General features: G+C 66.4%; 17 protein-coding genes. 4 read left to right on the forward strand and 13 right to left on the reverse strand.

Going from position 1 to position 20,303, the window contains the following annotated elements; all coding sequences use genetic code 11:
* Positions 1 to 35 precede the first annotated feature (35 nt).
* Positions 36 to 2,024: a diguanylate cyclase domain-containing protein gene (locus K8M09_RS20695; RefSeq protein WP_160787450.1), complete on the forward strand. Its 1,989-nt coding sequence runs from the start codon at positions 36 to 38 to the stop codon at positions 2,022 to 2,024.
* Between the two features lie 44 nt (positions 2,025 to 2,068).
* Here the strand turns inward: K8M09_RS20695 and K8M09_RS20700 are convergent, their stop codons facing one another.
* The 10 genes from K8M09_RS20700 to K8M09_RS20745 all read right to left on the reverse strand — a co-directional run bounded on the left by K8M09_RS20700 (position 2,069) and on the right by K8M09_RS20745 (position 11,738).
* On the reverse strand, positions 2,069 to 3,010 hold the full coding sequence (locus K8M09_RS20700; RefSeq protein WP_160787487.1) for a GGDEF domain-containing protein: 942 nt from the start codon (positions 3,008 to 3,010) through the stop codon (positions 2,069 to 2,071).
* Positions 3,011 to 3,158: 148 nt separating this feature from the next.
* A complete protein-coding gene (locus K8M09_RS20705) occupies positions 3,159 to 4,070 on the reverse strand; it encodes an ABC transporter permease (protein WP_160787451.1) in 912 nt (303 codons plus the stop codon).
* On the reverse strand, positions 4,067 to 5,158 hold the full coding sequence (locus K8M09_RS20710) for an ABC transporter permease (RefSeq protein WP_160787452.1): 1,092 nt from the start codon (positions 5,156 to 5,158) through the stop codon (positions 4,067 to 4,069). Before K8M09_RS20710 ends, K8M09_RS20705 begins: the two co-directional genes overlap by 4 nt.
* Complete coding sequence (locus K8M09_RS20715) at positions 5,155 to 6,672, reverse strand: ABC transporter ATP-binding protein (protein WP_160787453.1); 1,518 nt, start codon at positions 6,670 to 6,672, stop codon at positions 5,155 to 5,157. The genes K8M09_RS20710 and K8M09_RS20715 overlap by 4 nt, the downstream gene beginning before the upstream one ends.
* 5 nt (positions 6,673 to 6,677) lie before the next feature.
* Complete coding sequence (locus K8M09_RS20720; RefSeq protein ID WP_160787454.1) at positions 6,678 to 7,775, reverse strand: BMP family ABC transporter substrate-binding protein; 1,098 nt, start codon at positions 7,773 to 7,775, stop codon at positions 6,678 to 6,680.
* 23 nt (positions 7,776 to 7,798) lie between these two features.
* Positions 7,799 to 9,178, reverse strand: coding sequence for an amidohydrolase (locus tag K8M09_RS20725; protein WP_160787455.1), 1,380 nt, complete (start codon positions 9,176 to 9,178; stop codon positions 7,799 to 7,801).
* Positions 9,179 to 9,838, reverse strand: coding sequence for a glutathione S-transferase family protein (locus K8M09_RS20730; protein ID WP_160787488.1), 660 nt, complete (start codon positions 9,836 to 9,838; stop codon positions 9,179 to 9,181). It abuts the gene before it with no gap.
* The gene (locus K8M09_RS20735; protein ID WP_160787456.1) at positions 9,838 to 10,683 is read right to left on the reverse strand and encodes an aromatic ring-hydroxylating oxygenase subunit alpha; all 846 of its coding nucleotides are present in this window, start codon (positions 10,681 to 10,683) and stop codon (positions 9,838 to 9,840) included. Before K8M09_RS20735 ends, K8M09_RS20730 begins: the two co-directional genes overlap by 1 nt.
* A complete protein-coding gene (locus K8M09_RS20740) occupies positions 10,680 to 11,321 on the reverse strand; it encodes a Rieske 2Fe-2S domain-containing protein (RefSeq protein ID WP_160787457.1) in 642 nt (213 codons plus the stop codon). The genes K8M09_RS20735 and K8M09_RS20740 overlap by 4 nt, the downstream gene beginning before the upstream one ends.
* A 147-nt stretch (positions 11,322 to 11,468) precedes the next feature.
* Entirely contained in the window at positions 11,469 to 11,738 is a 270-nt protein-coding gene (locus K8M09_RS20745) for an acylphosphatase (RefSeq protein ID WP_160787458.1), read from the reverse strand.
* A 223-nt stretch (positions 11,739 to 11,961) separates the two neighbouring features.
* On the opposite strand from K8M09_RS20745, the gene K8M09_RS20750 reads away from it, so the two are divergent.
* A complete protein-coding gene (locus K8M09_RS20750) occupies positions 11,962 to 15,099 on the forward strand; it encodes a CHAT domain-containing protein (protein WP_160787459.1) in 3,138 nt (1,045 codons plus the stop codon).
* 41 nt (positions 15,100 to 15,140) lie between these two features.
* Here the strand turns inward: K8M09_RS20750 and K8M09_RS20755 are convergent, their stop codons facing one another.
* Both K8M09_RS20755 and rocF read right to left on the reverse strand, forming a co-directional pair.
* A complete protein-coding gene (locus K8M09_RS20755; RefSeq protein ID WP_160787460.1) occupies positions 15,141 to 16,202 on the reverse strand; it encodes an ornithine cyclodeaminase in 1,062 nt (353 codons plus the stop codon).
* Between the two features lie 26 nt (positions 16,203 to 16,228).
* Complete coding sequence (gene rocF / locus K8M09_RS20760) at positions 16,229 to 17,149, reverse strand: arginase (RefSeq protein WP_160787461.1); 921 nt, start codon at positions 17,147 to 17,149, stop codon at positions 16,229 to 16,231.
* Between the two features lie 119 nt (positions 17,150 to 17,268).
* On the opposite strand from rocF, the gene K8M09_RS20765 reads away from it, so the two are divergent.
* Together K8M09_RS20765 and K8M09_RS20770 are read left to right on the forward strand one after the other, a co-directional pair.
* Positions 17,269 to 17,706, forward strand: coding sequence for an Lrp/AsnC family transcriptional regulator (locus K8M09_RS20765; RefSeq protein WP_160787462.1), 438 nt, complete (start codon positions 17,269 to 17,271; stop codon positions 17,704 to 17,706).
* Positions 17,707 to 17,933: 227 nt separating this feature from the next.
* Positions 17,934 to 18,605, forward strand: a complete 672-nt coding sequence (locus tag K8M09_RS20770; protein WP_160787463.1) for a LuxR C-terminal-related transcriptional regulator — start codon at positions 17,934 to 17,936, stop codon at positions 18,603 to 18,605.
* Here K8M09_RS20770 and K8M09_RS20775 read toward each other — a convergent pair.
* Positions 18,516 to 20,021, reverse strand: coding sequence for a sensor histidine kinase (locus tag K8M09_RS20775; protein ID WP_160787464.1), 1,506 nt, complete (start codon positions 20,019 to 20,021; stop codon positions 18,516 to 18,518). The genes K8M09_RS20770 and K8M09_RS20775 overlap by 90 nt on opposite strands.
* Between the last annotated feature and the right edge of the window lie 282 nt (positions 20,022 to 20,303).

Consider the following 20,303-nt stretch of genomic DNA (forward strand, 5'->3'; position numbering starts at 1 on the left):
AGGCGGAGTCGTCCATCGTGGAGGGGCCTTGCAACGTGTCGTCGCGGATCGACGCCGGAAGGCGTGTAGGGCTGAATATTTATCTGCTGGCGCTGGCGCTCGCCTGCCTCGTTCCGGTGGTCGCTGTCTCCGGGTTCGCCGCCTGGCGCACCGGCGCGGCCTACAAGAGCACGGCCGCCACGCGCCTCAGCGATACCGCCCTGACACTCGCCAGCGCCATCGAGGCCGATATCGAGGGGCGATACACGGCTCTCAGCACCTTCGCCGCGCTCTGGCCGCTGACGACGCAGACGGGCGAGATCGTCCTGCAATCGAGTCGCTTCGAGGGTATCGGCCTCGATGGCGAGGTCGAGATCGTCGAATTGGACTATGGCATGCCGCAAGGCGCGCATAGCGCGCCGGTGCTCGACGTGGCGATGCAGGCGATCGGCCGGGACAGGCCGGCGATATCGAATCTCGTGCCCGGCCGCACCGCCGCCGAACACCGGATTTTCCTCGCGCTGCCCGAGGGCGACGGCCGGCAGCGCGCGGTGGTTCTGGCGATTACCCCCACCCAATTGATCCGCACGCTCCAGCAGCGAAACGAGGCGCTCGGCAGCATTCTCGTCGCCGTGACGGATGGCAACGGACGGATCGTCGCGCGCTCCCACGAACCCGAGCGCGTTATCGGCAAGCGGGCGCCCGACTGGGAGAAGCTGGAGGCGCTGGGCGTCAACAGCGGCTGGTTCGAGGCGAAAACGACCGAAGGGCAGCGCATCATCCTTGCCTTCGAGAAGCTTCAGAGCACGCCGGGCTGGACCCTGGTCGTCGGGGAGCCGCTCGATGTTTTCAATGCCCGCTGGCAGGATCCGCTTCTTGGCCTCACCCTCGGCGCGCTGTTCGCGGTCGGCCTTGCGACCGTCGCGGCCATCCTGATCGGCCGGTTGATCCTGCGCCCCGTGCGTGCGCTTGCGGCGCACAGCATGGCGATTGCGGAAGGGCAGCGGCCCGTCGGCCTCTCCGCGATCCCGTCCTCGTCCGTCCGGGAATTCGAGACCCTGCGCCTGAGCGTAGAGGCGGCGGAAAGAACGATGCGGGAGGAGGACCGGCTTATCCGCACCGTGGCGCAGGCCGGCGCGCTGATGCTGTGGCGCTGGACCGAAGGCGACGGCCTCATCTGGGTCGAAGGCTGGGAGAAGCTGACCGGCATGCCCGATGGCGAAGCCCTCCGGGGCGGCTGGCTGGACCGCGTGCATGCCGACGACCGCCGGCGCGTGCGCGATGTCGCGGGTGGGCAGGTGCAGAAACGGGCGCTGATCGATGTCGAGTTCCGGGTGTTCGTGGATGGCGGCCGCTGGCTGTGGGTGCGCGGCAGGGGCGGCCCGGTCTGCGACGACAGCGGCAAGGTGCTCCAGTGGGCGGGTGTTCTCGAGGATATCGACGCGAGGAAGCAGGGCGAGGCGCAGATCGCGCATATGGCACATCACGACGCCCTGACCGGCCTCGGCAACCGCATCCTGCTGCGCGCCCGTCTGGAGCAGGCGATCGAGGAGGCTGCCTCGGGGCAGGTCAGCGCCATCCTCAGCATGGACCTCGACCGATTCAAGCAGGTCAACGACACATTGGGCCATCCCGTCGGCGACGCGCTGCTGTGCGCCGTTGCCGAGCGGCTGCGCGCCACGATCCGGGAAGGCGATCTGGTTGCGCGTATCGGCGGCGATGAATTCGCCATCATCCAGACCGGCGCGGCGCAGCCGGAAGCCGCCGCGACGCTTGCGCACCGGCTGGTCGAGGTGATCGGCGCGCCCTACGAAATCGACGGCCACGCCATCGATATCGGCACCAGCATCGGCATCACCTTCATCGCCACGGCGGATATCGACGCGGACGAGTATCTGAGCCGGGCGGACAAGGCGCTCTATTACGCCAAGCAGGACGGCCGCGGCCGGGCCACTCTCTATGAAGAGGGGTACATGATGGACGAAATCAACCGCCTGCTCGCGAAGTTCGACAAGCTCAGGCTGCGCCACAGGGACGCCGCCTGAGCGGTTCGGGGTCGGCCCCCGCCGCCGGGGATTGCGCCGCTGCGCTATTCCGAGGAGGCGGCGGCGGTCGCGCCGAGGCTGCGGTGGGGCTGGATCTCGATGCTGAGCTGATCGCGCCCGCGCATCTTGGCGGCATAGAGCGCAAGGTCCGCCCGGCGGTAGACGTCGCTCGGATCGTCGCTGCGCGCAATCCAGGCGAGGCCGGCGGAAAAGGTGTAGCGGAAGCTCGCCTGCTCGGAAACCGGCCGGGAATGGCGCACGGCTACCAGCATGCGCTGCACGATGGTTTCCGCATCCGCCATGGTCGTGTTCGGCAGGATGAGCATGAACTCCTCGCCGCCGACGCGGCCGAGTGTGTCCGTCTTGCGCACATGGCGCTGAATGGTGATGGCGAAGTCCTTCAGCACGGCATCGCCGACGCCGTGGCCGAAGCGGTCGTTGATATATTTGAAATTGTCGATGTCGAGGACCGCAAGGCAACCGACATCCTCGTCGACTTCGCCCGAGGAGCCGACGAATTCGCCGAGCTTGCCCATCACGTAGCGGCGGCTGGGAAGCCCGGTCAGCTCGTCCGTCTGCGAGGCCTTGATCGCGAAGTCGCGATCCTGCCGGAGCGATCGCTCGTCCGCCCGGATGGAGCTTATGTCGCTGGCGACGCAGAGCATCCAGCCGTCCGGCTGCATCGTCTCGGTCATCCAGAGCCAGCGGCCGTCGTGCAAGTCGGTCTCGAAGGCGCGGTAGCCGCTCTTGCCGCGGCGCGCCTGCGTCGAGCGCAGCCAGACCTCGAAATCCGCCGCCGCAATGACCGTGCCCTGGCGTGCGTGGTAGTTGCGACGCATGAGTTCGGACCAGAGCAGGTCCTCCCCATCCGAGATGAACCAGGCGGCGCGAAAGGCCCGGTTGGCAAATCGCAGGCGATCTTCGGGGTCGAAGACCGCCACAAGGTTGCCGGCATGTTCCATCAGCCGGGCCAGTTGCAGCGTCATTTCGGTAGCAGCCAAGACGTCATGTCCTCAGGGTGATTCCTGCATGAAATCTAGGTGCGGTCGCTGAACAAAACGTTAGAGCGGTTTTCCCGGTTGGGCGGGTCGTGTCCGGGAATGGCACATGCATGCGCGCCCGGGAGACATCGCCTCAGCGTTCGAAGGGTTCCCCCAGCGAGGCGACGCCGTTGAGCTTCAGGAGGCGGCGGTCGGCGGAGATGATGCCGAGCACCAGGATCGTCACGAGATAGGGCAGGCTGGAAAGAAGCTGCGAGGGCAGGTTCAGGCCGGCGGCCTGCGCGGCAAGGCTCATCAGCGACACCGCGCCGAAAAGGCAGGCGCCGAGGAAGACGCGCCCGGTCATCCAGGTGCCGAAGACGACGAGCGCGATGGCGATCCAGCCCCGGCCGGCGATCATGCCGTCGGCCCACATCGGTGTGTAGACCGAGGCGGCATAGGCGCCGGCAAAGCCCGCCATCATGCCGCCGAAGGCGACGGCGGCGACGCGCACGGCGATCACCGGATAGCCGACCGCATGGGCGGCCTTCGGATTTTCCCCGACGGCGCGGATGACGAGGCCGGTGCGGGTGAAGGCGAAGGTGGCCCAGACGGCGAGCGTGGCCAGCAGCGACAGCCAGACGACGATATCCTGCACGAAGAGGCCGCCGACGACCGGCAGGTCGACAAGGCCCGGAATGGCGATCTTGCCGATGCCCTTGATCGTCAGGCTTTCGTAGCTCTTGCCGAAGAGGGCGGCGAGGCCCTGGCCGAGAATGCCGATGGCAAGGCCCGTCGCCACCTGATTGGCGCGGAAGCCGAGCGCGATGAAGGCGAAGACCAGCGCCAGCAGCGCGCCGCTGACGCCGGCCGCGATGAAGCCGAGGATATGGCCGCCGCCGTGATAGACGATGACGAAGGCGACGACCGCGCCGAGCGCCATCAGCCCCTCGACGCCGAGATTGAGCACGCCGGCGCGCTCCACCACCAGTTCGCCGAGCGCGGCGAGCAGGAAGGGCGTGGCGGCCGCCAGCATGCCGGCCAGGATGAATTCGACGGCGCTCATGGGGTGCTCCGCGCCGCGGCGTGCGGCCATTCGAGGCGATAGCGCACGAAGGCCACGGCCACCAGATAGGCGAGCAGCAGACTGCCCTGGAAGACGCGGACGGCGGCGATCGGCAGGTTGGCCGAGACCATGGCGTTGTCGCCGCCGATATAGATCGCCGCCATGACCAGCGAGGAGACGATGATGCCGATGGGATGCAGGCCGCCGAGATAGGCGACGATGATCGCCGCATAGCCGTAGCCGGTGGAGATGGAGCGCTGGAGCTGGCCGAGGGGGCCTGCGACTTCCGCCGCGCCGGCAAGGCCCGCCGCAAAGCCGCCGATCAACAGCGACAGCCAGATCGCGCGGCCCTCGCTGAAGCCGGCATAGCCGGCCGCGCGTGGGGCAAGCCCGCCCACCTGCAGCTTGTAGCCCATGAAGCTCTTCTGCATGAACACCCAGGCGGCGAGCGATAGGGCGAGCGCGATGAGCAGCGAGACATTGACCCGCGTGCCGGGGAAGAGCGTCGGCACGATGGCGTCGTACTGGAACATCACCGACTGCGGGAAGTTGAAGCCGGCGGGGTCCTTCCACGGGCCGAGCAGCAGGTAATAGAGAAGCTGCGCGGCGACCAGGCTCAGCATGAGCGAGACGAGGATTTCGTTGGCGTTGAGCCGGACGCGCCAGAAGGCGGTGATCGAGGCCCAGAGCGCGCCGCCGAGCGCGCCGAGCAGCAGCATGGACGGCCAGATCCAGCCGCCCGTCGCCTGCGGGAACCAGACGGGAATGGCGGAGGCGAAGATCGCGCCGAGAATGAACTGGCCTTCCGCGCCGATGTTGAACACCTTGGCGCGGAAGCCGATGGCGAGGCCCTGCGCGATCAGCAGCAGCGGCCCGGTCTTCAGCAGCACTTCCGAGAACGACGACCAGGACAGGAAGGGTTCCAGCAGCATGGCGTGGACGACGGCGACGGGGTCTCGGCCCATCAGCATGTAGAGGCCGAGATTGAGCACGATGGCGACGGCGAGCGCCAGCGGCGGCGCAAGCAGCGTCGCCTTCAGCGAGGCGCGCTGGCGGCGCACGAGGGTGGGCAGGAAGCGCGGGCTCATGCAATCGCCTTTTCCGGCCTTGCGCCGATCATGTAGCGGCCGATCTCTTCCACCTTCGTGTCGCGCTTCACCAGCGGCGGGCTGAGGCGTCCGTGATAGAGAACCTGGATGGTATCGGCGAGTTCGAACAATTCTTCCAGTTCCTCGGAAATGACGAGGATCGCCATGCCGGCATTGCGCAGCGCCACCAGCCGGCGGCGGATGGCCGAGGCCGCGCCGATATCGACGCCCCAGGTCGGCTGCGCGACGAAGAGCAGCTTCGGAGCCAGCATGATCTCGCGGCCGACGATGAATTTCTGCAGGTTGCCGCCGGAAAGCGAGCCGGCCTCGGCCTCGGGGCCGGGCGTGCGCACGTCGTAGTCGCGGATGCAGGCATTGGCGAAGGCCGTGGCCTGCGCCCGGTCCACGAGACCGCGCCTGACGAGCTTCAGCGGGTGGGCGGTGAGGAGGCCGTTCAGCACCAGCGACATTTCGGGCACCGCGCCACGGCCGAGCCGGTCCTCGGGCACGAAGGCGAAGCCGCGCTCCCGGCGGGCGGCCGGATCGAGCGCGCCGACATTCTCGCCCATCATGCGCACGCGGCCGGCCTCGGAACGCGCCAGCCGGGTCTCGCCGGAAATCAGCGCGGCAAGCTCGCTCTGGCCGTTGCCGGAAACGCCGGCGATGCCGAGGATTTCGCCCGCGCGCACCGTGAGGCTGATATCGGAAAGGGTCACGGCGAAGGGATCGTCCGGCGTGTGGCTGAGGCGGTCGATCTCGAGCTGCTTCGCCCCGCCGGCCATCGGCTCGGCAGGCATCGGCTCGGGCATGTCGCGGCCGATCATCATGCGGGCGAGGTCGTGGGCGTCGTGCTCGCGCGGGTCGATATTGCCGGTGACGCGGCCGGCGCGCAGGATCGTCGCCCGGTCGCAGATCGCCCGGATTTCCTCCAGCTTGTGCGAGATGAACAGGATGGACACCCCGCCGTCGCGCAGGCGCCGCAGGGTGTCGAACAGCTTGTCGACGAGCTGCGGCGGCAGCACCGAGGTCGGCTCGTCGAGGATCAGCAGCTTCGGATCGGTCATCAGGCAACGGATGATCTCCACCCGCTGCCGTTCGCCGACCGACAGCGCATGCACATGGGCGAGCGGATCGACCTCAAGCCCGAAATCCTGGCCGAGCGCACGAATGCGCTCGACGAGGTCGGCCTTGCGGCCCGGCATGACGAGCTGGATGTTCTCCACCACCGTCAGGGTCTCGAACAGCGAGAAATGCTGGAAGACCATGCCGATGCCGCGCCGCCGCGCCTCGGCGGGGGAGGCGAGGGCGAGCGTCTCGCCCTGCCAGAGGACGTTGCCTTCGTCCGGTTGCTCGACGCCGTAGATGAGCTTCATCAGCGTCGACTTGCCCGCCCCGTTCTCTCCGAGGATCGCATGGATCGACCGGTCGGCCACGTCCAGGTCGATCTCCTGGTTGGCCTTGATCGGTCCGTAGCTCTTCGAGATGCCGCGAAGCGACAGGAGGGGCTGCGACATGGGGCTTACTTCGGCAGCGGCGTGGTGACGCCCTTGACGTGCCAGTCCATGGCGACGATCTCGGCGTCGGTCATGACGACGCCGGCCGCCACGCCCTCGCTGCCGTCCGCCTTGGTGAGCGGGCCGGTGAAGGGCGAGAAGCTGCCATCGGCGATCTTCGCCTCGGTCTCCTTGATCTTCGCCATCATGTCGGCCGGCACGGCCGGGTTCCAGTCGACGACCTGCACGACCTTGTCGGCAACGCCGAGGAATGCGTTCGCGCCCTTGAAGGTGCCGGCGAGATGCGCGTCGACCGAGGCCTTGAAGAAGGGCGACCAGTCGGTGGCCACGCAGCCGAGATAGGTCTTCTCGGCATATTGCTTCATCGAGGAATTGAGGTTGAAGGAGAAGACGCCGGCCTCCTCGCAGGCGGCCACGACCGAGGGCGTGTCCTGCGCGTTGGAGAAGATGACGTCGCAGCCCTGCGCGATCAGGGCCTTGGCGGCTTCCTGCTCCTTGGCCGGGTCGAACCAGGAGTTCACCCAGACGACGGAGACCTCGATATTCGGGTTCACGGCCTGCGCGCCGAGCGCGAAGGCGTTGATCGAGGTGATCAGTTCGGGAATGGCGAAGGCCGAGACGGAGCCGAGCTTGCCGGTCTTGGAAAGGGCGGCGGAAGCCATGCCGAGCAGGTAGGTGCCCTGGAAATACTTCGCGGCGAAGGGCGAGAAGTTCGGCGCGACCTGATAGCCGGAAGCGTGCAGCACGGTGACGCTCGGGTCGCGGCGGGCGATTTGCAGCGCGCCGTTCTGGTAGCCGAAGGAGCCGGCGATCAGGAACTTGTTCCCGTCGGCGACGGCCTTGGTCATGATGCGGTCGGCGTCGGGGCCTTCCATGATGTTTTCCAGCACGGTGACCTTCACCTTGTCGCCGTAGGCGGCTTTCACCGGCTCCAGGCTTGCGGACAGGGCATGGCCCCAGCCCACATCGCCGATGGGCGAGGGCACGACGAGCGTGATGCCGAGCGGCTCGTCGGCGGCGAAGGCGAGGCGGCTGCCGAGCGCGCCGGCAAGGCCGGTGGCCGCGGCCGCCTTCATCAGGGTTCTGCGGGTCAGGTTGGTCATGATCGTTCCCTCTGCTGGTTCTTTCAGAATTGTACGGTGGCGAGCGCGGCTTCCGCGTCGGCGGCAAGCTTTGCCTCGTCGAGGCCCGGAAACGCGCCGTCCTGCCAGACGATGCGGCCGTTGATCATCGTCATGTCCGTCGCCATGCCGATGCCGACGCGCGGCAGAAGGCTCAGCGGATCGTGCCGGGTGCCGACATAATCGGTCCGCCGCGTATCGATGGCGAAGAGGTCGGCGGCCATGCCGGGCGCGAGACGGCCGATATCGGCCCGGCCGAGCAGGCTCGCGCCGCCCGTCGTGCCGTAGCCCAGGAAATCGGCCGGGGCCGGCACGGGATGCTTGCGCGTCGAGGCGACGAGGCATTGCAGCATATAGGCCGAGTGCAGGCAGTGCATCAGGTTGGAATTGTCGTTGGAGGCCGCGCCGTCGCAGCCGATGCCGACGCGCAGGCCGAAAGCGGCCATGGCGGGAATGTCCGTCACCTCGGCCCCGACGAGATAGACCGGCTCGGGGCAATGGGAAACGCCCGTGCCGCTCGCCGCCATGGTCCTCAGCTCGTCATGGGTCAGTTCCCAGCAATGGGCGTAGAAGGCGTCCGGGCCGGCAAAACCCAGCTCCTCCAGATAGTCCACCGTGCGCTTGCCGTGGCGCGCTGCGATGACCGGGCTTTCACCCTCGCCGACATGGGTGTGCAGGAAAACGCCGCGATCGCGCGCCAGCGCCACGGATTCCACGAAGGTCTCACGGTAGCAGTTGACCGGTTGGCAGGGCGCGACGACGACCTGGCGCATGCTGAAGGGGCCGGCGTCGTGATAGGCGTCGATCAGTCGGGCGCAGTCGGCGATGAACTCGTCCGTCGTCTCCAGCATGGCGTCGGGAATGGTCGAGCCTTCCGATTTCGGCAGCGTGTTGCCGCCCCGGCCGGCATGGAAGCGCATGCCGAGCAGGTCGGCCGCCTCGAACTGCCGGTCGACCAGCCGCTTTCCGGCATGGCGCGGGAAATTGTACTGGTGGTCGAAGGCCGTGGTGCAGCCGTGCTTGATCAGCTCGGCCATGGCGGTGACGGAGGAATGGTAGAAGCAGTCCTCGGTAAGCTGCGAGAAGATCGGGTAGATGCGGTCCAGCCACTCGATGACCGAGAGCTTCGTCCAGTCGAGATCGGCCCGGTTGCGCACGAAGCACTGGAAGAAGTGATGGTGCGTGTTGACGAGGCCGGGATAGACGAACCAGCCGTCGGCGTCCTGAACCGTGGTGCCGGCGGGAAGCGGGGCGGCGGAAAGGTTTTCGCCGATGGCCCTGATCGCCGGGCCGTCGGTCAGCAGGTCTACATTGCGGCGCACCGTGGGGCCGTTGCCCTCGTCGACGATCACGGCGGCGCAGTTCTTCAGGAGATGGCCGGCCATTCAGCCCTCGCTCGCTTCGTGCTGCGGCTCCGGCTTCAGGTCGTGCAGCCGGTGGATACCGGGCATCTCGATGAAGCCGGGCAGGGAGCGCAGCCGGCGGGACCACAGGCGGATCGCCGGATAGGGATCGAGCGGCACGCCGCCGTCCGGCGCGAGCGCCACATAGGGGAAGCAGGCGATGTCGGCCACGGTCGGCCGGTCGGCGGCAAGGAAACGTTGGCCGCGCTCGGCCTGCTCGATAAGGCCGAGTTCCAGTTCGCGAAGGGCGGCGATGCCCTGCGCCTGGAGCGCGCCGATATCGCCGGGCCGCAGCAGCATCTCGTGCAGCCGCGCGCCGCCGAGGCTGGCGGTGAGGCGGCCGGAGAAGGACAGCCATTGCTGCACGCGGGCAGCCTCGCGCGGGGCGTCGCCGGCAAGCCAGCCCGGCGCGGCTTCCGCCGCCAGATGCACGAGCATGGCCGAGGATTCGGTGAGCAGCAGGTCGCCGTCCTCAAGGATGGGGATGGAACCGGCCGGGTTGAGCGCCAGCAGTTCCGGGCCGCGATGCTCCAGACCGGGATGAAAATCGACGGCGCGCAATTCGAGCGTGACGCCGGTCAGCGCCGCCATCAGCCGCACCTTGTAGCAGCTCGGCGAGAGAATGTAGTCGTAGAGCTTCATCATTGCGCCACCAGTTGCGCGCCGTAGGTATAGTTGTGGCGTTTCAGCCAGCGCCGGTAGGCGACGGAGGTCAGGTCCGCGCGGGTCGGCATTTCCATGCCGGGATCGAGCGGCAGCAGCCGCGGCACCTGGTTTTCAAGGATCGAGCGGTCCTGCAGGAAGATCGTCTGCTGGAAGTGGATGAGGTCGGTCATCGGCGTGTCGTCGTCGAAGAGCGCCATCCACGGCCAGACGTCGCAAAGGTCCTCGGCAAGCGGCTGCACGAAGAGCGTGATGACGTCCCATTCGCTCGGCCGGGGCGGGCAGGTCTTGTAGAGGATCGTGGCGGTGGGGGCGGCCACGCGGTACATGTATTGCGTGGTGATGCCGCCGCTGGCCGACTTGGCCGCCTGCGGCTGGTAGAATTCCACCTGCGTCGCCCAGACCTCGTCCACGTCCTCGCGGATTTCCACCTTGTAGGCCTGCACTTCCGTATGCGGCTCGGCGCCGAGGATATCGGTATGCACGAAGGGGAAATGGGCGATGTCGAGAAAATTCTCGACGGCGCGCAGCGGCGAGCAGCGCACGCGCACCACGCCGACATCGACGAAGCGCCGGCCCGGCTGGTCGGCCTCGGGAATGGCGAAAAGCTCCTTCTTCGGTTCGCCCAGCGACGTCCAGACATGGCCGTAGCGCACGCGCACCGGCAGGGTGCGCCCGGTGCTGTCGGTCACCCTGGCACCGCCATTGCCGTCGGCGGCGACCGCGATCGGCTCGCCCATCAATTGCGTGCTGCGGCCTTCCGGCCCGAGCTGGCCGAAGATGCCGACCGGATACCATTCATCGAGCATGGCGCCTATCGTCATGACGCGGCTCCCTTCTTCTGGAGATCCTCGGCCTTGCGGCGCAGCCCCTCGGCGGCGCGCGCGGCGGCGATGCGCGTGGCAGGCCCGGCATCGGCCGCGACCAGCACATGGATGAGCGTTTCGCCCGGCTTCGTGGATGACAGCAGGAGGCTTGCGGTTTGCGTTTCCACGAGGCCATCGGCATTCGCTTGCGCACCGGCGGCGGCCTCGAGCGCGGCGATATCCGCAAAGGCGGTGAGCGAGCGCAGCGGCACGCGGCCGGCAAGGGCCGGAGGCTGCCCGGCCGGCGCGCCGACGGCGACCCAGACCACGCCGTCCGCCTCCGTGACCGGATGGGTGACGGTGCGGATCGCCTCGGGCGGCGTCAGCCCGGGATGGGCGGGAATGCGCAGACAGTTGCCGGCCGGGCCGTAGCTCCAGCCGTGATAGATGCAGGACAGCGCCTCGCCGCGCACGAAGCCGTGCGACAGGCTCATGCCGCGATGCGGACATCGGTCGGCAGAGGCCGAGACACGGCCGGACTGGCTGCGCCAGAGGGCCAGGGGACCTGTCGGGATATGGGCTGGAATGACGGTTGCCGCCAGCAAATCCGAGGAGAGGGCGACCGGCACCCAGGAGCCTGCCGTATCGGAGTGCATCGTTATATTTTCCAAATTACATCAATTACTTGACCAGTGGTTGCATTGCGTGTTTCCACACGCTCGCACGGCCGCTCCCTGCACGTTTGCACACCCGTTTCGCCTTGGCAAGAATGATTGAACGGCAGCCGGGCGGGCGGGGCGCTTCTATTCACAGCCGTTGTCGATGGGCCTGCGGCTTATCGTTTCGACCCATACCTCTATGGGGCCGAGCGAACAGCCGACTTCCATCATGTCGATGAGTTCGGGCGGGCCGGCCACGTCCAGCTCGATCCGGTCGGGGCCGGTATGGGATATGGTCTCGAAAAGCCCGAGCCTGGCGGCATGACGCCGGATCCACGGCACGAAGGTCTCCGAGTCGAGTTCGCCGAGGATCGTCATCCGCTCCCGCAGCCGGCTCTGGTTTTGCTCTGTCATGAAAAGTCCCGGATCGTTGCCATGCCCCATCATAGTGCCTTGGCGGGTTTGCGGAAGGGGCGATCGCTTCGTTTGCCGAAGACCGGGCCGCCGCCTTGCGCAAGCGTGGGGAAAATGCACCTCTGGCGTCGCGCCGGAAATAATCCCTGTCTGTTGACCGTCTGTATGGAGACAGGTCCGTCTCCGCCGCGCCGTTATTCGATCCATTCAAGAAGCCGCATTCATGCCCTCGTCTTTCCGCTCCATCCCTATCCTTTTCGCTTTCCTCCTCGCGCTCGCAACCTCGACGGCCTTCGCGCAGGCTCCCACCGAGGAGGCGGTCCGCCGTTCCGATGCCATTGCGGCCGAGATGCTGGCGCTTGCCGACAAGGGGGACGCACAGGGCGCGCTGCGTGTGGCGGAGGCGGCGAGCGCGCGCTTCAGGAAGGAAGGCGAGGCCTGGCTTTCCGCGAGCTATGCCGTCTCTGCCGTCGGCTATGCGTTGCGCATGGGCGATGCCGCCTATGTGGACAAGACCTATTTTCCCCGCATGCGGTCGCTTCTGGCGATCCTCGACCCGGTGGAGGAGACGCGGGCCAACCTGCTGGTCGAGACGCTGATGGATGCCAAGGGCCGCCTGAAGCAGAGCCGCAGGCAGGACGAGCTGGCGGCGTTCTATGAAAAGCGTATCCGCAAGGCGCATGGCGCGGGAAGCGAGCCGGATATCGAGGCGCGGGTGCGCACCGCTTACAGCGTGCTTGAAAGCGGCCGCCTGGACGATGGCCGCAAGCGGCTGCGCGCGGCGCTCGCCGCCTCGGCGAAGACCGGGCTTCATGCCGTGACGCTGCGGCACTATGCGGACGCGGCCCGCAGTTTCCACAAGAGCGGCCTCAACGAGGATGCGGCGGCGCTGTTCAAGGAGGCGGAGACGACGCCGGCGGCCAGCGCGGATGTCAAGGAACTGGCCGATTTCTATCTCGCCTATGCCGAGTTCCGCACGGCGGTGCCGGATGCGCAGCAGCATTTCGTACCGCTCTATACCATGGCGACCAATCTCTATGCCCGCTTCTACGGCCATGAATCCGAACAGCTCATCCATGCGAACGACAAGCTTGCGACGGCGCTGTCCGAGGTCGGGCAATATGGCACGGCCATCGACCTCGAACGGCGCAATTACGAGATCGCGCAGTCCTCGCTCGGCGGGGACAACACGATCACCTGGCGCATCGCCAACAATCTGGCGGACATGCTGCGCGGCCTCGGCTCGCCCTCGCGCGCCCTGCAATACGATCTGGAGGTTCTGGAAAACCGGACCCGCCACTACGGCCAGAACCACTTCAACACGCTGGTCAGCGCCAACAACACGGCGCAGAACTATCTCGACCTCGGCGACTATGCGAATGCGCGCCGCTACTTCGCGCTTTGCCTCGATATTTCAAAGGCTCTCGGCGATCCGGTGACGATTGCCGGCATGGAGGCCTGGGTCGACTATACCGATCTCGCCTCCGGCGCCCGGCCGCTCGACGCGCCCGCCGTCCAGCGCATGAATGCCCTCATCACGGATTCGAACTATCCGGCCATCCTCAGCATGAAGGCGGCCTATCTGCTGGCGGACCATTTCGCGCGGGAAGGCGATGCGGCGCGCCGGCTCAAGCATCTGCAGCAGGCCTATAGCATCGCCGCGGGGGAAATGAGCACCGGCCATCCGCTCTCGTTCGCGGGCCGCATCGCCATCGCGAACGCCAGGGCGGAAACCGATCCGAAGCTTGCAGCGGAGGCGTTTTCCGGCATCGACCGCGATATGCTCTCCTGGGTCTACCTGCAGGTCTCGGTCGCCGGTGGCCGGGAAGTGGGCGAGGCCGTGCGCGCCATGGCCGACGACATGCTCTACGACTATGCGCGACTTGCCGAGCGCTATCCCGAGGCCGTTCCCGCCTTTGCCGACGCAGCCCGGCGCTGGCCTTCGCTGGCGACCGCCGACGCCGACAACGTGCTGAAGCTTTCCCGCATGATCGACCCGAAGGATACGCAGACCGCCGGCCTGCTCGACCGCATCGACCGCCTGTCGCGCATTACCCGCGAAACCTTCGCGGCGGATGTCGAGCAGGATCTGGCCTATAGCTACCTCACCGAGACGAAGCGCCTGGAAGGCGAACTCAACGAGCGCCTCGTCTCGCGGTACGATCTCGACCGGGACAAGGTGCTGGCCACCGTGCTGCCGACGCCGCGCGATCTGCTCGGCGAGGATCAGGCGCTCGTCCAGTATTTCACCACCCGCAAGTGGCGCGCCGACCGGGATGCGGCCGACCCCATCGCCGACATGCGGCTCTATGCCATCGTCTGGCGTAGGGGGGTGGCCCCGGTCCTGCGCGCGCTCGGCGATCCGCGCGATCTTCTGGCGAGCGATGCGCAGCTCGTCGCCGCGCTCCAGACGCGCGAGCGGAGCGGCGGGAACCGTGGCTTGCTGATCGATGTCGGCGAGCGGGCCTTCGCCCGGCTGCATGCCCGGCTCGTTGCGCCGGTGGAGAATGCGCTCGCGGGCGCTGAGACGCTTTTCATCGTGCCGGACGGGCGGCTTTACGCCTTGCCCTTCTCCCTGCTGGAAGACACGCAAGGCAGGCTGCTGGAGGAGCGCTTCACCCTGCGGCTCCTGACGGAACCGGAGGCGCTCTACCGGGCGGTGAAGGGCGGCGCACTGCCGGCGCAGGGCCGTGTGGTCCTTGCCGGCGGCATCGACTATGCGAAGGATGGCGAGGAGGGCGCGACGCCCCTGCCGGGCACGTTGCGCGAGGTCGAGGCGATAAACAAGGTGCTGGCCGGCCCGGGCGTCAAGGTGGAGACCCTGACGGGGGGAGCGGCAAGCGAGCCGGCGCTGCGCGCGCGCATGGCCGGGGCGGCGGTGGCGCATCTTGCCACGCACGGCGCCTATGGCAGCCCGAAGAACGGCGGCGCGAGCAATGTCGATACGCTGTGGCAGAGCGAGGTGATCCTGGCCCATTCCGGTGAGACGCGCGCCATGCGCCGGAACGAGACCGACGGCCGGCTCTATGCTTTCGAGCTGATGGGCTGGGACCTCTCCGGTCTCGACCTCCTCGTGCTGTCCGCCTGCGAGACGGGGCGTGGCGACGAGGCCTTCGTCGGCGGCGTGCGGGGCCTGCCGACCGCGGCGAGCCTTGCCGGCGCGAAACGCGCGCTGCTCACCCTCTGGCCCGTTGCCGACGATGGCACTGCCGATTTCATGGTGCGGTTCTACGAGCACCTGAAGCAGGGGCGGACCTATGCGGCCGCGCTCAGCACCACACGGCGGGACGCCATCGAGGGAAAAATCCCGACGGCGCGCGACCCGCTCGTCTGGGCCGCCTTCGTGCTTTTCGAGAATTGAGGCGTGGTCGCGGACGCCATGCGGCGTCCGCGATGCCAGTCTTATGCGGCGCTCAGCTTCTTCTCGCAGCGCAGCAGCATGCCGTAGAGGTCACGCGGCTCGTCCGGGTCGGCGAGCAGGTCGAGTTCGGCGAACATGCCATGTTCGGAAATCTTGTCGCGCACGTAGCGGAGCGCGGAAAAATCCTCGATGGCGAAGCCGACGCTGTCGAACAGCGTGATCTGGTCCGCGCTCCGGCGGCCCTCGACCTCGCCGGTCATGACCTGCCACAGCTCGATGACCGGATGGCCGGCCGCAAGCTGCTGGATCTCGCCTTCGATGCGCGTCTGCGGCGGATATTCGACGAAGATGTCCGAGCGCAGCAGGATATCCTTGCTGAGTTCGGTCTTGCCGGGGCAGTCGCCGCCGACCGCGTTGATATGCACGCCCGGACCGACATGGTTGTCCGAAAGGATCGTCGCGTACTGCTTGTCGGCGGTGACGGTGGTGACGATATCGGCGCCCTCGACGGCCTCCTCGACCGAGGAGCATTCGACGATGGTGAAGCCGAGGCCGGCGAGGTTGCGGGCGCACTTCTTCGTCGCCGAGGCGTCGATGTCGTAGAGGCGCAGCGTGTCGACGCCGAGCAGCGACTTGAAGGCGCGGGCCTGGAATTCGCTCTGCGCGCCGTTGCCGATGATGGCCATGGTGCGGGCGTTCGGGCGGGCGAGATACTTGGCCGCGACGGCCGAAGTCGCCGCGGTGCGCAGCGCGGTCAGGATCGTCATTTCGGTCAGCAGCATCGGATAGCCGTTGCCGACGTCGGAAAGGACGCCGAAGGCCGTCACGGTCTGGCGGCCGTCACGCGTGTTCTTCGGGTGGCCGTTGACATATTTGAAGCCGTAGAGCGTGCCGTCGCTGGTCGGCATCAGTTCGATGACGCCTTCCTGCGAATGGGAGGCGACGCGCGGGGTCTTGTCGAAGACCGGCCAGCGGCGGAAATCCTCCTCGATGACGGCGGCCAGTTCCGTCAGGAACCTGTCGATGCCGACCTTCAGGACCAGCTTCATCATGTCGTCGACGCTGACGAACGGAACGACGTTCAGTTTCGGTTCGGTGGTCATGTTTCCTCCAGTAAGAACGGCAGAATTCAGCCTGCGACGGTCGGGCGATCCATCACCCGCTTGCCCATCAGGCTGGCAACGAGATCGACAAGCAGCTTGGCGGTCTTGCCGCGCTCGTCGAGGAAGGGGTTCAGCTCGACGATGTCGAGGCTCGAGACGAAGCCGCTGTCATGCAGCATTTCCATGATCAGGTGCGCCTCGCGGAACGTCGCCCCGCCCGGCACGGTGGTGCCGACGGCCGGTGCGATATCCGGCTCCAGGAAGTCGACGTCGAAGCTGACATGCAGGAGGCCGTTTGCGGCCCGGACCTTCTCGATGAAGGTGCGCACGAGGACGGCGACGCCGTGTTCGTCGATCACGCGCATGTCATGCACCGTGATGCCGGTCTTGCGGATGGCGGCCTGCTCGGCGGTGTCGACGCTGCGGATGCCGATCATGCAGACGTTTTCCGTGGGAACGGCATGGGCGAGTTCCGGGAAGTAGCCGGCAAAGCCCGGCTGGCCCGTGTAATAGGCGACCGGCGTGCCGTGCAGGTTGCCGCTGGCGGTCGTGTCCAGGCTGTGGAAGTCGGTATGGGCGTCGAGCCAGAGCACGAAGAGCGGACGGCCGAATTCGGCGGCGCGGCGCGCCAAGCCCGGAACGGTGCCGGCGGAGATTGCGTGGTCGCCGCCAAGGAAGATCGGCATGCCGTTCTTGCTGTTGTCATAGGCCGCCGCCGACAGCGCCTCGACCCAGGCGACCGTCTCGCCGAGATGATGCACGGCCTTGTTCGGGTGCGGCATCGCATCGAAGGCGCGGGGGCTGAGATTGCCGATATCCTTGACCGTGTGGCCCAGTTCCTCCAGCGCCGTGCGAAGGCCGGCGATGCGAAGGGCGCTCGGCCCCATCTCGCAACCGAGTTGTCCTGCCCCGATTTGCAGGGGGGCGCCGATCAGCGTGCAATCCATGGTGTGCTCCCGTGTCGTTTCCCCCACTCTAGAGACGCCGTATGGCAGATTGAATATTGAATTTTGGCATCTCGGAATGCCATATTGACCAAAATGGAAAGCCTGGAGACCAATCTGGCATGGACGACCTCGACCGCAAGATCGTGACCCTGTTGCGCGGCAACGGTCGCCGGAGCGTTTCGGACCTCGCGCTTGAAACCGGCGCCTCGCGGGCCACCGTGCGTGGGCGCATCGAACGCATGGAGCAGGACGGCACCATTCTCGGCTATACGGTGATGCTGCGCGCCGACGCGCTGGAGGATGTCGTGCGCGGCGTCATGATGATCGAGATCGAAGGCCATGTGACGGACCGGGTGATCCGCACGCTCGGCGGTTTTCCCGAGATCGCGCAGATCCACACGACGAACGGCCGGTGGGACCTTTTGGTTGAATTGAGCGCCGCGAGCCTCGCGGAATTCGACGCCGTTCTGCGCAAGATCCGCCTCGTGCCCGGCATTACCGGAAGCGAGACCAGCCTGCTCCTGTCGACGCCCCGTTCCACGAAGGCCAAGTTATAGTTTTGCGCCATATCTGTCGCAATTCAGAAAACCGTTATAATATAGTGATTTCAATTGGTTGAAATCGCTTTTCTTGAATGCCTTCGTATCGATTCAATTGTGCCCTAGCGAACTCAAGAAAAGAGCCGGGCGCAGAAAGTAACTATTCCTTAATATTTTGATTTACGAAATTATAGAGACGGATTACCCTTCGCGTTGCCGATCAAGGACGACTGTGGGGAGTTCATATGAGTAAAGTCTCAATCGGTTTTTTCGACGATCATCCGATCCTGCTAGAAGGATTGGTGAATATCTTCTCAAGGTTCAATGACTTCGCCATCGTCGAGAGAGGTGCATCTGCTGCCGATGCGGTAAGGGCCGCCATGACCCGGCAACTGGATGTGATCGTTCTCGACCTCGCCATGCCCGGTGACGTCTTCGACGCCATCGCGACCATCTGTCTTGAAAGACCTGATACGAAGACGATCGCCTTCACGGCCTCCGTCGGGGTGGATACTGCGGTTCGGGCGCTCGATGCCGGCGCCAGCGGTTATGTCATCAAGGGCAGCACCGCCGAGGAACTTTACAGCGCCATCCACGCCGTCTTGCGCGGGGAGACCTTCATCACGCAGAGCTTCGCCACAAAGGTGATCAGCGCCCTGCGCGATGCGACCCTGCGCCGGGCCGCGGCCCAGGCGATCCGCCTCAGTATCCGGGAAGAACAGATCGTGCGCCTTCTCCTGCGCGGCAAGACCAACAAGGAGATCGCGACGCGCCTGCAGATCAGCGAAAAGACAGTCAAGCATTACATGAGCATTCTGATGCAGAAGCTAAGCGCCCGGAACCGGATCGAGGTTGTCCTGGCGGCCCAGCGGCTGAACCCGGACTTCGGTATTTCGCCCGAAATGCGCCGGAACTGACTCCATCATACGCGGATCGACCGGCAGCGTGGCGGTTACCACCGTTCCGCTGCCGGGCACCGTGGCGACCGAAAGGCTGCCGCCGAGGGCGCGCAGCCTGCGTCGCAGTCCCGTCACGCCGAGGCCGGGGGCCTGCCGCGGAGGCGCGTGTTCGCGCGGCACGCCGCGTGCCGGGCCGTTGCTGATGACGATGGAGATGCCCTCGTCGCTCCAGTCGGCCGAGACCTGCCGCTCCGCGCCGCCCGCATGCTGAAAGGCGTTGTTGAGGCTTTCCTGGATGACGCGGAAGATGCAGATCTTGTAGGCGGAGGGAAGCTGGGCGGGCAGGGGGCCGATGTCGAGCGTCGCGCCCGTGCCGGTCAGCGTCTCGTGCCGGTCGACGGCAAGGCGCACCACCTCGTCCACGGCAAGGTCTTCAAGTTCCGGCAGGACGAGGCCGGTGGCCATGTCGCGCAGGTCATGCACCACCCCGCTCGCCAGCCTGACCGAGTCCGCGCAATCCTCCACGATGCGCCGCTTATCTGTGCCCACGGTGCTCAGCTTCAACACCAGCAGCGCGAGCGACTGGATCGGCCCGTCATGCAGGGTCGAGCCGATATCGGTCAGAAGATCCTCGTTCGCCTTGATCGCCTGCAGCTTGGCGAGGTCGGACTGGCCCCGGAGCTTCTCGTTCTGGCGGGCGAGCGCGCTTGCCTTGGCCGCGCGCCGCTTCAGCCGGTCCCGCTGCTCGACGATGATGCGGTTGCTGCGCCGCGCGAGCAGAAACAGCATGCCCATCATCATCACCGAGACGGAAGCGGTCGTCGACCAGATGGTCGTGTTGGCTGAGGATATCTGATCGAGCAGCGGCTGGGCGTTCTTGTAGAATTCGCCGACGGCGATGACCGCGCCGGTCTCCAGGCTGTGCAGGGGGGCGTAGACCTCGAACAGGGGCATGCCTCTTGCGCCGAAATGCCGGCCCACATCGTCCGACACGTGCTCGACATGGCCGATCACGTCCCCGCGAAAGGCGATCTCGGCGCCGGAGAGGTCCGCCTTGGTGCCGATGCTGGCCTTGTCCGTGCTGTAGAGGATCGTTCCGTCGCGCCGCCAGATGCGGGCCATCTCGACGTCGTTGTCCACGGTGGCGATATGCATCAGCCTGTCGAGCTGGGCGATGGTGTCGGCGGGCAGCAGCGTGTCGTCCGAAATATCCTGCACGAGCGGGGCCACGAAGGCGGTCATGTAGAAGGCGTCGGTCTGCGCCGTGGAGCTGATGCTCACCGCCTTCACATGGGAACTGACGAAGAGCGCCAGAATGGTCATCATCCCGAGCACGATCGTCCCGGAAATCAACAGGAAACGCGCATAGACGCTGACGCGGAGGGTTTCTCCGAGACGCTTCTGCCAGGACTGCATATCAGACCAAAGTCGCATATCAGATGGGCCTAAAGTATCCGGTGATGACATCGCCGAAGGTCCAGTCCGTGCTTGGACCTTCTCCCCTGCCGGCCAGTCCTCGATGGGATCAAGCTGCAAACATCGAACTGGAAGGGGATCTGCCGGGGCAAGCCACGCCGCTACCGCGACGCGTATTTCGGGCGATTCTACACCAGTCTTCAGGAATTTACACCGTCCTCTTGCGGACGGTGCGCGTCGTTTCAACCGGCCGTTTGCGCCTGATGCGCCCGCGGCCCGTTTGCAGGCCGAGGGGGCAGG

It is taken from the genome of Shinella zoogloeoides (genome assembly GCF_020883495.1).
Taxonomy (GTDB): domain Bacteria; phylum Pseudomonadota; class Alphaproteobacteria; order Rhizobiales; family Rhizobiaceae; genus Shinella; species Shinella zoogloeoides.